This window comes from Microbacterium paraoxydans (assembly GCF_900105335.1).
Classification (GTDB): domain Bacteria; phylum Actinomycetota; class Actinomycetes; order Actinomycetales; family Microbacteriaceae; genus Microbacterium; species Microbacterium paraoxydans.
Window position 1 is genome coordinate 2394256 of sequence record NZ_LT629770.1, and the last position, 12875, is coordinate 2407130.

Annotated in this window: 11 protein-coding genes; 7 read left to right on the forward strand and 4 right to left on the reverse strand. The window is 71.8% G+C overall.

From position 1 onward, the window contains the following. Entirely contained in the window at positions 1-996 is a 996-nt protein-coding gene (locus BLU02_RS11850) for a LacI family DNA-binding transcriptional regulator (protein WP_060922871.1), read from the forward strand. A gap of 83 nt (positions 997-1079) precedes the next feature. On the opposite strand, the gene BLU02_RS11855 is transcribed toward BLU02_RS11850, so the two are convergent. Beyond that, positions 1080-1889 carry a M57 family metalloprotease gene (locus tag BLU02_RS11855; protein WP_060922866.1) on the reverse strand — a complete coding sequence of 270 codons (810 nt, stop codon included), beginning with the start codon at positions 1887-1889 and terminating at the stop codon, positions 1080-1082. Between the two features lie 475 nt (positions 1890-2364). Here BLU02_RS11855 and BLU02_RS11860 point away from each other — a divergent pair, with 475 nt between their 5' ends. Further along, positions 2365-3033: a TetR/AcrR family transcriptional regulator gene (locus BLU02_RS11860; protein WP_060922867.1), complete on the forward strand. Its 669-nt coding sequence runs from the start codon at positions 2365-2367 to the stop codon at positions 3031-3033. Between the two features lie 10 nt (positions 3034-3043). On the opposite strand, the gene BLU02_RS11865 is transcribed toward BLU02_RS11860, so the two are convergent. Next, positions 3044-3700 (reverse strand): GntR family transcriptional regulator, encoded by a 657-nt coding sequence (locus tag BLU02_RS11865; protein ID WP_082750116.1) that lies wholly within the window; start codon positions 3698-3700, stop codon positions 3044-3046. Between the two features lie 148 nt (positions 3701-3848). Here BLU02_RS11865 and BLU02_RS11870 point away from each other — a divergent pair, with 148 nt between their 5' ends. The 5 genes from BLU02_RS11870 to BLU02_RS11890 are packed head-to-tail and all read left to right on the forward strand — an operon-like array spanning position 3849 to position 9956. Then, the gene (locus BLU02_RS11870; RefSeq protein ID WP_060922868.1) at positions 3849-5126 is read left to right on the forward strand and encodes an NRAMP family divalent metal transporter; all 1278 of its coding nucleotides are present in this window, start codon (positions 3849-3851) and stop codon (positions 5124-5126) included. 1 nt (position 5127) lies between these two features. Continuing rightward, a complete protein-coding gene (locus BLU02_RS11875; RefSeq protein ID WP_060922869.1) occupies positions 5128-5892 on the forward strand; it encodes a LamB/YcsF family protein in 765 nt (254 codons plus the stop codon). A 1-nt stretch (position 5893) separates the two neighbouring features. Beyond that, on the forward strand, positions 5894-6694 hold the full coding sequence (locus tag BLU02_RS11880) for a putative hydro-lyase (protein WP_060922870.1): 801 nt from the start codon (positions 5894-5896) through the stop codon (positions 6692-6694). After that, the gene (locus tag BLU02_RS11885) at positions 6694-8244 is read left to right on the forward strand and encodes a 5-oxoprolinase subunit B/C family protein (RefSeq protein ID WP_083370990.1); all 1551 of its coding nucleotides are present in this window, start codon (positions 6694-6696) and stop codon (positions 8242-8244) included. Before BLU02_RS11880 ends, BLU02_RS11885 begins: the two co-directional genes overlap by 1 nt. Beyond that, positions 8241-9956, forward strand: coding sequence for an acetyl/propionyl/methylcrotonyl-CoA carboxylase subunit alpha (locus BLU02_RS11890; protein WP_060922445.1), 1716 nt, complete (start codon positions 8241-8243; stop codon positions 9954-9956). The genes BLU02_RS11885 and BLU02_RS11890 overlap by 4 nt, the downstream gene beginning before the upstream one ends. Positions 9957-10470: 514 nt before the next feature. On the opposite strand, the gene BLU02_RS11895 is transcribed toward BLU02_RS11890, so the two are convergent. After that, on the reverse strand, positions 10471-11826 hold the full coding sequence (locus BLU02_RS11895) for a uracil-xanthine permease family protein (protein WP_060922444.1): 1356 nt from the start codon (positions 11824-11826) through the stop codon (positions 10471-10473). A 100-nt stretch (positions 11827-11926) separates the two neighbouring features. Continuing rightward, positions 11927-12802: a phosphoribosylaminoimidazolesuccinocarboxamide synthase gene (locus BLU02_RS11900; RefSeq protein ID WP_060922443.1), complete on the reverse strand. Its 876-nt coding sequence runs from the start codon at positions 12800-12802 to the stop codon at positions 11927-11929. Positions 12803-12875 lie beyond the last annotated feature (73 nt).

Below are 12875 nucleotides of genomic sequence, written 5' to 3' on the forward strand. Positions count from 1 at the left end.
ATGTCGCCCCGCGCGACCATCGAGGAGGTCGCGGCCGCCGCCGGCGTGTCCCGGTCGACCGTGTCGCGCGTGGTCAACGGGTCGACCGCGGTCAGCCCGGAAGCGCTCGCCGCCGTGCGCGCCGCGATCGACGAGCTCAACTACGTGCCGAACCGCGCCGCGCGCTCGCTCGCCTCCCGGCAGACGCACGCGATCGCCCTCATCGTCCCCGAGGACACGACCCGATTCTTCGGCGACCCGTTCTTCGCGGCGATCGTGGCCGGCATCACCGGCGCCCTCCGCAGCTCCGACTACCTGCTGAACCTCCTGATCGCGAGCGACGACCCCGGCGACAAGATGACGAGCTTCGTGCGCAATGGCGGCGTCGACGGCGCGCTCATCGTGTCGCACCACACGAGTGACGCGTTCGTCGACCGGATCGCCGACGCGGTCCCCGTGGTCTACGGCGGCCGCCCGGTGCGGCGGGCCGAGGGCGACTACGTGGTCGACGTCGACAACGTCGCCGGGGCGCGGGCGGCCACGCAGCGCCTCGTCGACATCGGACGCACGCGCATCGCCACGATCTCCGGTCCGCTCACGATGCCCTCGTCGACCGACCGCGTGCAGGGGTTCCGCGCCGCGCTCGCCGCCGCGGGGCTGTCTCCTTTCGCGGAGGAGGAGGGCGACTACAGCGAGGCGAGCGGAGCCGATGCCGCCCGCCGTCTGCTCGCGGAAGGGCGACCGGACGCGATCTTCGTCGCCAGCGACCTCATGGCCCGCGGAGCGCTCACGGCGCTGCGGGGTGCCGGGGTGCGGGTGCCTGAGGACATCGCACTCGTCGGCTTCGACGACTCCTCGGTGGCCCTCACCACCGATCCGCCTCTGACGACGATGCGCCAGCCCATGTACGCCCAGGGCGAGGCGATGACGCAGGTGCTGCTCTCCCGGCTCGCGGGGGAGGACCCGCCTCGGACGACCATCCTGCCGACGGAGCTCGTCGTCCGCGGCTCCGCCTGAGCCGCACCGACCGCGGACACGGGTGAGGCCCGGTCGCGGAACGACCGGGCCTCGGTGGTGCCGGAGCGCGTCTGACGAGAGCGTCAGTTCCCGTAGAGCGAGACGACGCCGCTGCGGTCGACGCTGGTCATCGACAGATCGGCCGAGCTGCCGTTGCACTGCGGGTAGTGCATGATCGACGACGAGTCGTACGGCGTGAGCGGACGCCAGTTGTTGTCCTCGAAGCAGGTGCCCGCCTCCGGGCGGGTGTGCTCGTGGCGGAAGCCGAGGACGTGGCCGAGCTCGTGGCCGAGCACGTTCGTCGGGGTCCACGCTCCGGCGCTCCAGATCGAGTCGTCGATGAGGACGTTCTGCTGGCGGGCCGGCGTGCTGGGGAAGAAGGCGCGGGCGATGTACTGCGTCGTGGCCACCGGCTCGACGGAGAAGACGACGGCGTTGTTCCGCGTGGTGCAGTTGGCGTCGGCGCTGCTCACGTAGCGGAAGTCGACCTTCGAAGACGCGGACTCCCAGAGCGCCGCGCCGCCCTCCATCGCCCGGACGACGTCGGCGTGCCGGCTGCCGAACTTCGTGCTCACGCAGTAGGTGAGGTTGGCCACCTGTGCGGCCGACCACTTGTCATCGATGTTGTTGACCGTGTTGACGATGAGGCCATCGTTGAGGGTCTCGGGGCCGACGAGCCGGTCGTAGAACGCGCGCAGCTCCTTCTTGTTCGAGATCACCTCATCGCCGTTGACGACGTAGGCGCCGTCGACGTCCCGATAGGTCGACGCCGCGAACTCCTGGTACGAGGGCGCGGAGTCGTCGGGGGACGCGGCCGTGGCGGGGATGACCGCGCTGAGGCTGAGCGCGGCCGCCGCGGTGGCGGCGAGCGCGAGTTTTCTGGTGAATCGCATGGAAGATCCTCTTCGATCTGAGCGGTGCCGCGCGCCCGGTGAGCGAGCGGACTCCGGCCGGAACGGTGAGCATCGCTGCCACCGAGGGGCCGAAGCCCGCTCACGCTAACCGCGCGATTTCGACGGGGTCAAGGCGCGACACGGCCCGTCGCCCGCTTTCTGCACTCAGGTCAGGAATCGGCTGGATCGGTCGCCGTCGAAGGTGCCGCCACGGCTCGGCCGGACGTCGGCACCGGCGGTCGACGACCGGGCCTGGTCGTCGGTCCCTCGTCGTAGGCCGGAGGTCGAGGATGACCACGGACGCGTCTCCGCCACCCCCTCCATAGGCGTGAGACGCGTCCGTGGCCCGCTGCGGCGAACCCCCGCGCCGCGAGTGCTCGCACCCTCCATAGGTTGAACGAGCATTCAGTGATTAATCTATCCCGAGACGGCCCGTGAGGGAATTCCGCCGGACGACCCGGGAGGTGGACACCGCATGGCGCGATCGGATGCGCAGAATCGTCTGGCGCGAGAGCGCGCCAGGGAGAACATCCTCCAGGCGGCGATCGAGGTGTTCAGCGAACGCGGCGTCGCCGGGGCGGGCATCGCCGAGATCACGCGTCGCGCCGGAGTCGCCCAGGGGTTGGTGAACTACCACTTCGGCGGCAAGGACCAGCTCGTCGGCGCTGTGATCGACCGCTGGTTCGAGACGGTCCTGGCCTTCGCGCAGGTCGAGGGCACGCCCGACGAGATGCTGGCCGCGATCATCGACGGGGCGATCGGGGCGACCGCCTTCGCGATGCCTCTGCAGCGCGCGGTGCTCGCCATGCAGCAGCAGCCGCTCACCCATCGGCTGTTCGCGGAGTCGGAGCAGCGCTACGCCGAGGGTGCGGCGGCCGCGGAGGATGCCGTGCGCGCCGTCTTCCGCGCCCGAGGCGCCGAGGACCCGGCCCTGGAGGAGGTCATGCTCCGCAGCACTCTGGAGGGGGTGTTCGTGAAGTACTGCGTCTTCGGCGACACGTATCCGCTCGAGGACGCGCGGCGCTGGCTGCACCGCCGGTACGGTCTCCCGGAGCCGACCGCCGCGTTGCCTGGGCTGCCGGCCTCGCCCCGGGGCGAACCCCGCCCCCGCGCCACGGCGGCGCTGCGGACCGACGCGTCCTGAGTCGCCGCGCTCAGTCGAGCTGCATCCGCGCGAACGCGCCGAGCACGACCCGTTCCGACTGCACGAGGTACCGCTCCAACTCGGCTGCGCCGGCCTCCGCGCCGCGGGTGAGGAACGTGTCGAGGACGGCGCGGTTCTTCCGGACGAACGGCTCGTGCAGGGCGCGGGGGTCGTCGATCTTGAGGAAAGCGAGCCGCAGCTCCGCCGCGACGTTCCGGTAGGTGCGGGCGAGACGAGGGCTGTCGGCGAGGTCGACGAGCGCGACGTGGAACGCCATGTTCGCGCTGCCGACCGCGCGCCAGGCGGACGTGTCGTCTGCCGAGACCCCGGCCACGGCGGCCTCGGCCGCGGCGACCGCGTCGGTCATGCGCTGGACGGCGGGATGCTCGGGCTCGGACTGCCGCAGAGCCGTGCACTCGATGACCCGGCGGGCGCGGTAGATGTCGATGACGTCGGCAATCGAGGGAGAGGCGACCGAGACGCCGCGGTGCGGGATGTGCTCGACGAGGCCCTGTTCCGCGAGCACCCGGAACGCCTCGCGCAGGGTGTTGCGCGACACGTCGAAGCGCTCGGCGAGAGCCGATTCGGACAGCCGGGAGCCCGGGGCGACGTCGCCGTCGATGATGCGCTGACGGAGCACGTCGGCGAGCGGGCCCTGCTGGTTCATGCCTTCATCGTAGGGCGGCATCACGCCGATCATTACCGAAAAGCAATCGCGCTGTAGCACGACGGAAACATGATTGTTGAACAATCGGGTTCTGTCCGTTCTACACTGGGGGTCACCCGACACCCACCAACGACGATGGGACCCCCCTATGTCCGAGCAGTCCGCCCCCGCCCTCACCCCCGAGGACGAAGCCCGCGCCGCCCACGCGAAGAAGCGCGCCGGCCGCAGTGCCGTCATCGGCGCCATCTTCCTCATGGCCACGAGCGCCATCGGCCCCGGCTTCATCACCCAGACCGCAACGTTCACCGCCCAGATGGGAGCCGCCTTCGCGTTCGCCATCCTCGTGTCGATCCTCGTCGACATCGCGGTGCAGCTGAACATCTGGCGCATGATCACCTCGTCCGGCAAGCGTGCCGGCGAGCTCGCCAACAGCGCCATCCCGTTCTCCGGCCACGTCATCGCCGTCCTCGTCGTCATCGGCGGACTCGCGTTCAACATCGGCAACATCGCCGGTGGCGGCCTGGGTCTGAACGCCCTCCTGGGGCTCGACCCGAAGCTCGGCGGCGCGCTCACGGCGGCCCTCGCGATCATCATCTTCCTCGTGAAGAAGGCCGGCAAGGTGATGGACATCGTGCTGATCGTCCTCGGCATCGGGATGATCGTGATGACCCTCGTGGTCGCGTTCATCGCCCAGCCGCCGGTCGGCGACGCCCTGCGCCAGACCTTCGTGCCCGACCAGCTCAACTTCGCCACCATCACCACGATCGTCGGCGGCACGGTCGGCGGCTACATCACCTACTCCGGCGCTCACCGCTACCTCGACTCCGGCCACGTGGGCCCGCAGTACGCGAAGCCCGTCATGCGCGCCGCCGCCAACGGCATCCTCGTGACCGGCATCATGCGCTACGTGCTGTTCCTCGCGATCCTCGGTGTGGTGGCCTCCGGCGTGGCGCTCGACCTCTCCTCGCAGGCCGCGAACCCGGCCGGGCAGGCGTTCGGTGCGGTGCTCGGCGACGCGGGGCTCCGGGTCTTCGGCGCGATCTTCTGGGCCGCCGCGATCAGCTCGGTCATCGGTGCCGCGTACACCTCGGCGACGTTCCTCTCGACGTTCACCGCCAAGCTCCGCGGCGGCTGGCCGCTGCAGCTCGCCACCGTCGCGTTCATCGTCGTGTCGCTGGCGGTCTACCTGGCGATCGGCACGGCCCCGGCCGCGATCCTCGTCTTCGTCGGCGGCTTCAACGGCCTGATCCTCCCCATCGGCCTCACGGTGTTCATGTACATCGGCTGGTTCCGCCGCGACCTGCTCGGCGACCGGAAGTACCCGATGTGGCTGCTCATCGCGGGCACCGTCGTGACCGCGCTCACCTGGTACATGGGCGCCGTCTCGATCGGCCCCATCTTCGCCTTCCTCGGAATCGGAGCGTGACATGGCGACCATCGACCTGAACTCGGACCTCGGCGAGAACGTCCCCGACCGGATCGTCAGCGACGACGCGAGCATGCTCGAGATCGTCACGAGTGCGAACGTGTCGTGCGGGTTCCACGCGGGCAGCCCGGAGGGGATCCGCGAGACCCTGGCCGCGGCCGTCGCCGGCGGCGTCGTGATCGGCGCCCACCCCGGGTACCGCGACTACGAGAACTTCGGGCGCACGAAGGTCGACATCGACTCGGCCACGCTGCAGGCGCACGTGGAGTACCAGCTCGGTGCTCTCCTCGGGCTCACCGCGGCGGTCGGCGGGCGGGTCTCCTACGTCAAGCCGCACGGGGCGCTCTACAACACCATCGCCCGCGACGAGCGGCAGTCGAAGGACGTCGTGGCGGCCATCAAGGCGGTCGACCCCTCGCTTGTGCTGCTCGGTCTCGCCGGCGGAGTGGTGCTCGACGTCGCCGAGCGGGCCGGACTCGCGGTCGCCGCGGAGGCCTTCGCGGATCGCGCGTACCAGCCGGACGGTCAGCTCGTCTCGCGCACCGAGGAGGGGGCCGTGCTGCACGACCCCACCGCGGTGGCCGAGCGGATGGTGCGCCTGGCCGCGGACGGCGTGATCCGGGCGATCGACGGCACCGACGTGGCCGTGTCCGCGCAGTCGATCTGCGTGCACGGCGACAGCCCCGGCTCGGTCGCGATGGCCGCGGAGACGAAGCGCCTGCTGCAGGCGGAGGGCATCACCATCGCCCCGTTCGCCGGAGTCTGACATGGCCGTGCTCGCGACTCCCGCACAGCTCGCCGACGCCCGGGCCGCCCGTGTGGCGCACCGGGCCGGCCACTCCGCGCCGACCAGCGGCGTCGCCCCGGGGCTGACCCAGGCGAACCTCATCGCGGTGCCCGCGGACTGGGCCTTCGAGACCCTCCTCTACGCGCAGCGCAACCCGAAGCCCTGCCCCGTCCTCGAGGTGATCGAGCAGGGGGAGGTGGAGTCGCGGCTCGCGCCGGGCAGCGACATCCGCACCGATATCGGGCGGTACCGCATCTGGCGGGACGGCGCGCTCGTGGAGGAGGTGTCCGACGCGACGGCGGCGTGGGACGAGCATCCCGACCTCGTCGCCTTCCTCATCGGCTGCAGCTTCACGTTCGAGACGGGTCTCGTCGAGGCCGGGATCCCGATCCGTCATCAGGAGCTCGGGCGCAACGTGCCGATGTACCGCACGGCGGTGGACTGCACCCCGGCCGGACGGCTGCGCGGCGAGATGGTGGTCTCGATGCGACCGATCCCCGCGGACCGCGTGGCCGATGCCGTGCAGATCTCCGGGCGCACCCCGGCGGTGCACGGTGCGCCCGTGCACATCGGCGACCCGGCGTCGCTCGGTATCGCCGATGTGATGGCGCCGGACTTCGGGGACGCCCCCGAGATCCGCCCCGGCGAGATCCCCGTGTTCTGGGCGTGCGGCGTGACCCCGCAGGCGGCGATCATGGCGTCGAAGCCGCCGTTCGCGGTCACCCACGCCCCGGGCTACATGTTCGTCACCGATGTGCCGGATGCGGAGTACCGGGTCTGATGCGCATCCTCACGGCCTCCGACAGCGCGCTGCTCGTCGAGGCGGACGACCTCGAGCAGGCCATGCGGCTGAACCTCGCATGGAGCGACGTGCCCGGCGTGCTCGAGCGCATCCCCGGCGCCCGCACGGTGCTCGTGCGCTTCGATCCGCACCGCACCTCGGCCGCCGCGCTGGCCGAGGTGCTCGCCGCGACCGAGGTCGACGCCGCAGCGCTGCCCGATGCGGGCGAGGTCACCATCCCGGTCCGCTACGACGGGGAGGATCTGGACGAGGCGGCCGCGCTCCTCGACGTCTCGGCGGAGGAGCTGGTGGCCCGTCACCTCGCCGCCGACTGGCGGGTGGCCTTCTCCGGCTTCGCTCCCGGCTTCGGCTATGCCGTGAGCGGCGACCCCCTCTTCGACGTGCCGCGGCGGTCGTCGCCCCGCACCCGGGTGCCCGCCGGCTCCGTCGCGCTCGCCGGGGCGTTCAGCGGCGTGTATCCGCGGGAGAGCCCCGGCGGCTGGCAGCTCATCGGCCGGACCGCCCTGGAGATGTGGGACATCGACCGGGACCCGCCGGCGCTGCTCGCGCCGGGTCGCCGCGTGCGCTTCGTGCGTGCGGAGCGGGAGTCGGTCGCGGCGTCGCCGGCATCGGCCGCCGCGACGCGCATCGACCGCCGTGAGGACGGTCCGGCGGTCGAGGTCGTGCGACCGTCGCTGCAGCTCCTCGTGCAGGACGCAGGTCGCCCCGGCTTCGCGGCGCTGGGCGTCTCGGCCTCCGGCGTCGCCGATCGCGTCGCGATGCATGCGGCGAACCGGGCGGTGGGGAACGTGCCTGCCGCAGCCGTGCTGGAGAGCGTCGGCGGGGCCGTGCTGCGCTTCCACGGCGCGGGTGTGGCCGCCGTCACCGGGGCCACGGGCACGCTCACGCTCACCGACGCCGACGGCACGAAGCGCACGCTTCTCCCCGGCGTGCCGTTCGCGACCGTCGACGGCGACGAGCTCACGCTGGGGCACCCGGAGCGCGGACTCCGGTCCGTGATCGCCGTCCGCGGCGGTCTCGCTCCGGCCGCGGCGCTCGACAGCCGCGCGACCGACACGCTCGCCGGACTGGGCCCGGCGCCGCTGACCGCGGGCGATCTCCTTCCGATCGGGGCTGCCGCGGTGGCCGCCGTCGAGCCGGACCCGGTGCCGCGCCCCCTTCCCGCAGCCGGGGAGCTGGTCGCGCTGGAGATCACGCTCGGCCCGCGCGACGACTGGTTCACGGCCGCCGGCATCGACGCGCTCACCGCGCAGGAGTGGACGGTCACGCCGCGCTCCGACCGTGTGGGCATCCGCCTGCACGGCGACGTGCCCCTGGAACGCGAGGTCGGTGGTGAGCTGCCGAGCGAAGGCGCCGTGACCGGGGCTATCCAGGTGCCGCCGGACGGCCAGCCCGTGCTCTTCCTCCCCGATCATCCGCTCACCGGCGGCTACCCCATCATCGGTGCTCTCACCGATCGCAGCCTCGATCTCGCCGCCCAGCTTCCGCCGGGCGTGCGGGTGCGTTTCACCGTCAAGGAGACCTCATGACCACTGTGCTGATCGCCAACCGCGGCGAGATCGCGGTCCGCGTGATCCGTGCGTGCGCCGAGGCCGGCTACACGTCGGTCGCCGTCTACGCCGATCAGGACGCGGATGCCCTGCACGTGCGGCTCGCGGACGAGGCGATCGGCCTGGGCGGCGACACCGCGGCGACGACATACCTGTCCATCGAGGCGCTGATCGACGCGGCTCGCCGCAGCGGCGCCGACGCCGTGCACCCCGGCTACGGCTTCCTGTCCGAGAGCGCCGCCTTCGCGCGGGCCGTCGAGGACGCCGGACTCGTCTGGATCGGGCCCTCCCCGGAGAGCATCGACGCGCTCGGCGACAAGATGACCGCGCGCCGGATCGCGCAGCGCGTCGGGGCTCCGCTCGCCGCGGGCACGGATCAGCCGCTGTCCGGACCGCAGGAGGCGGTGGCGTTCGCCGAGGAGCACGGTCTGCCCATCGCGATCAAGGCCGCGTTCGGCGGCGGAGGTCGCGGGCTCAAGGTCGTCCGCGAGCTGTCGGAGGTCGCCGACGCGTTCGACGCGGCCACCCGCGAGGCGACCGCCGCGTTCGGCCGCGGGGAGTGCTTCGTGGAGCGCTTCCTGGAGAGCCCGCGGCACATCGAGGTGCAGGTGCTCGGCGACGGGCGCGGCGGCGTGGTCGTCGTGGGCGACCGCGACTGCTCGATGCAGCGCCGCAACCAGAAGCTCATCGAGGAGGCTCCTGCGCCCGGTCTCACGGAGGCGCAGCGGACGGCGTTCCACGACGCGGCGCGCGCGATCTGCGCCGAGGTGCAGTACCGCGGCGCCGGCACGGTCGAATTCCTCCTCGCCGCGGACGGCACGATCTCCTTCCTCGAGGTGAACACCCGGTTGCAGGTGGAGCACCCCGTGACCGAGGAGGTGACCGGGACCGACCTCGTCCGCGAGCAGTTCCGTATCGCGTTCGGCGAGGGGCCGTCGTTCACCGAGACCCCGGCGCCGACCGGGCACGCGTTCGAGTTCCGCATCAACGCCGAAGACCCCGGCCGCGGGTTCCTGCCCAGCCCCGGACGGGTGGACGGTCTGCGCATCCCCGGTGGACCCGGCGTGCGGTGGGACAGCGGCATCGAGGCCGGAGACACCGTGCAGCCCGCGTTCGACTCGATGATCGCGAAGCTCATCGTGCACGCGGACACCCGGGACGCGGCTCTCGTCCGTGCGCGTCGGGCGCTGCGGGAGCTCGCGGTCGAGGGTCCGGCGACCGTGATCCCGTTCGACCTCCGCGCCATCGACGACCCCGCGTTCGCGACCGCGACCTTCGCCGTGCACACCCAGTGGATCGAGACCGTGCTGCTCCCGGCCCTGGAGGCGCAGCCTCGGCCCGCGGTCGCTCCGGTGTCCGGACTGCAGCGGTTCCCGGTGGAGATCGACGGCCGCCGCGTGATGCTCGGTCTGCCCGCGGAGCTGCTGGCGGGCATCGGTCGTCCGGCGGGAGAGGTCGCGGCCCCCGTGTCCTCGGCGGATCCCTCCGAGCTGCGGGTCCCCGCGCCGGGCACGCTCGTCCGCTGGCTCGTCGACGACGGGGCCGAGGTGGCCGAGGGAGACCCGGTGGCCGTGCTCGACGCGATGAAGATGGAGACCACGGTCACCGCGCACCGCGCCGGCACGCTCACCCCGCGCGCCGACACCGGCGCGACCCTCGCCGCCGACGCCCTCCTCGCCACGATCGCCTGACCCCGCCCCGGTCACCCTCCGCGTGCGGAGTGCAAAAACACCCCTCCCGCACCCCTCAGACGCCCCTTTCCGATCCCGCACGCTTTGATCCCGCCAGCGCCCCCCGCGTGAGAGTGCGAATACGGTCCTCCCGCCCGCCGGGCACGCCCGTTTTCGATCCCGCGCGCTCCGACGCGGGGGACGTCCCCCGCGTGCGAGTGCGAATAGGCCCCTCCCGCCCGCCGGGGGCGCCCCTTTTCGACCCTGCACCGTAGGGGCCGGACCCGCGGACACCGCGTGGGCCGGGACGTTCCTGTCTGGAGAGTGCGAAAGTGCACCTTCCGGAGACCCGGAAGGCCCCATTTCGATCCCGCACGCGACGCGGCGACCAAGGCCCGTGCGAGCGCGAAAACGCCCCCTCGTCGTGAGAAGAAGGGGCGTTTTCCGTTACGGCTCCACCCCGCAAACCCGCGCGAGTGCGAAAACGGGCCTCCGCGGGGTGCGGGAGGGGCAAAAACCGTCCCGCATGTGAGCGTTACGCGGGGTCGCCGCCGAGGGGGCCGACGGGCTCGAGAGGCTTCGGGTCGTCGGCACCCGTCTTGCGCGCGCGGGCGATGAGGTTGCCCAGGTGATAGATCAGCAGCGCCGCGACCGTCCCGAGCACGATCCCGCCGAAGGCGAAGTCGCCGAGCTGCATCGTGAACCCGGCGATGCCGATCACGAGCGAGACCGCTGCGGTGTACTGGTTGACCGGACGCGAGAAGTCGACCCGGCTGTCGACCCAGATCTTGATGCCGATGATGCCGATGAGGCCGTAGAGCGCCGTCGTCGCACCGCCGAGCACGCCCGCGGGGATCGAGTTGAACACCTCGCCGACCTTGGGGGAGAACGCGAGGAGGACCGCGAACAGACCCGCCACCCAGTACACGGCGGTGGAGTACACGCGGGTCGCGGCCATGACACCGATGTTCTCGCCGTAGGTCGTGGTGCCCGAGCCGCCGAATCCACCGGCGATGGTCGTGGCGACACCGTCGGCGATGAGGGCGCGACCGGTGTGGCGGTTGATCGCGGGGTCCTCGGTCATGGTCGCGACGCCGCGCACGTGACCGACGTTCTCCGCGATGAGCACGAGCACGACCGGCAGGAACATCGCGATGGTCGACCAGGTGCCTGGCTCGACGAAGTCCGGGAACTGGAAGTGCGGGAGGCCGATCCACGGGGCGTCCGCGATGAGCTCGGCGGGGGTCTTGTCGCCACGGAGCGGGTTGGGCACCTCGAACGAGCCGTTGAAGGCGGCCCAGATGAAGCCGACGGCGACGCCGAGGAAGATCGAGATCCGGCCGAGGAAGCCCCGGAAGAGCACGGCGAAGAGGATGATCGCGACGAGGGTGATCGTGGCGGTCACGGGGTCGAGCGCGAAGTTGCTCCAGGCGGTGGGGGCGAGGTTGAAGCCGATCAGCGCGACGATGGCACCGGCGACGACCGGGGGCATCAGGGCGTCGACCCAGCGGAGGCCGACGAACTGCACGACGAGACCGACGACCGCGAGGAGCACGCCCACCGCGACCACGCCCGCGAGGGCGGAGCCGGTGCCGCCCGCCGCGACGGCCGCGGTGATGGGGGCGATGAAGGCGAACGAGGAGCCGAGGTAGCTCGGCAGCTGGTTCTTCGTGATGAGGAGGAAGAGCAGCGTGCCGATGCCGCTGAAGAGCAGCGTGGTCGACACCGGGAAGCCGGTGAGCGTCGGCACGAGGAACGTGGCGCCGAACATGGCGACGACGTGCTGGGCGCCGATGGCGATGGTCGCGGGCCAGGACAGACGTTCCTCGGGGGTGACGACGGCGCCGGGCTCGACGGTGCGGCCGTTTCCGTGCAGCTTCCACAAAGCCATGCGGGCTCCTCAGGGTTCGGGATCGGGGGCGGAGTGCTGGAGCAACACTACCGATTCCTGAGTTTTCCCTGTGCGTCCCGCGGCCGCGGGGAGCGCGACGTCAGGCGCCGAGGCGGTCGATGAGCTCCCGGTACCGGGCGGCCGTCCGGGCCACGACCTCCTCGGGCAGCACGGGGGGCTCGCCCTGCTTGTCCCAGTTCGCCGCGAGCCAGTCGCGCACGATCTGCTTGTCGAAGCTCGCCATCCGCTCCGCCGGGGTCGACCCCGTGCGCCAGGCCTCGGCGTCCCAATACCGGGAGGAGTCGCTCGTGAGGACCTCGTCGGCGAGGCGGAGGATGCCGTCGGCGTCGGTCCCGAACTCGAACTTCGTGTCGGCGAGGATGAGCCCCTTCTCCTCGGCGATGGCCGCGGCACGACGGTAGATCGCGAGCGAGGCGTCGCGGAGCTCGGCCGCCCGGTCCGCCCCGACGAGCTCGACGACGCGGTCGAACGTGATGTTCTCGTCGTGTTCGCCCATCGGCGCCTTGTAGGCCGGGGTGAACAGCGGCTCGGGCAGGCGGTCGCCGTTCTGCAGGCCTGCCGGCAGGGCGATGCCGCACACGGTGCCGTGCTCCTGGTACTCGGCCCAGCCGGAGCCGGTGATGTACCCGCGCACGACGCACTCGATCGGCAGCATCTCGAGCGACTGGGCGAGCATGGCGCGATCGGCCACCTCCTCCGGCAGGTCGCCGTCCGTGAGGTGGTTCGGCACGTCGAGCTGGGCGAACCACCAGCGGCTGAGGCGCGTCAGCAGAGCGCCCTTGTCGGTGATGCCGGGGGAGAGCACGACGTCGAAGGCGCTCACCCGGTCGGACGCGACGACGAGGATGCGGGTGTCGGCCGGGTCCTCCGAGGCGTAGAGGTCGCGGACCTTTCCGGAGTAGAGGTGTCGCCACCCGGGGATGGCCTGCGCGTTTCCTGCGGACGGTGTGCTCACCCGCCCATTATCCCGGTGATGCGTCCTCTTCCGCGCCGAGACCCCGCGTTCGCGTCGAGACCCCGGGGTGAGC

Bases quoted from the DNA above. Each gene is read 5' to 3' on its own strand.
- BLU02_RS11850 (WP_060922871.1), top strand. From the start codon at position 1: ATGTCGCCCCGCGCGACCATCGAGGAGGTCGCGGCCGCCGCCGGCGTG.
- BLU02_RS11855 (WP_060922866.1), bottom strand. From the start codon at position 1,889: ATGCGATTCACCAGAAAACTCGCGCTCGCCGCCACCGCGGCGGCCGCG.
- BLU02_RS11860 (WP_060922867.1), top strand. From the start codon at position 2,365: ATGGCGCGATCGGATGCGCAGAATCGTCTGGCGCGAGAGCGCGCCAGG.
- BLU02_RS11865 (WP_082750116.1), bottom strand. From the start codon at position 3,700: ATGAACCAGCAGGGCCCGCTCGCCGACGTGCTCCGTCAGCGCATCATC.
- BLU02_RS11870 (WP_060922868.1), top strand. From the start codon at position 3,849: ATGTCCGAGCAGTCCGCCCCCGCCCTCACCCCCGAGGACGAAGCCCGC.
- BLU02_RS11875 (WP_060922869.1), top strand. From the start codon at position 5,128: ATGGCGACCATCGACCTGAACTCGGACCTCGGCGAGAACGTCCCCGAC.
- BLU02_RS11880 (WP_060922870.1), top strand. From the start codon at position 5,894: ATGGCCGTGCTCGCGACTCCCGCACAGCTCGCCGACGCCCGGGCCGCC.
- BLU02_RS11885 (WP_083370990.1), top strand. From the start codon at position 6,694: ATGCGCATCCTCACGGCCTCCGACAGCGCGCTGCTCGTCGAGGCGGAC.
- BLU02_RS11890 (WP_060922445.1), top strand. From the start codon at position 8,241: ATGACCACTGTGCTGATCGCCAACCGCGGCGAGATCGCGGTCCGCGTG.
- BLU02_RS11895 (WP_060922444.1), bottom strand. From the start codon at position 11,826: ATGGCTTTGTGGAAGCTGCACGGAAACGGCCGCACCGTCGAGCCCGGC.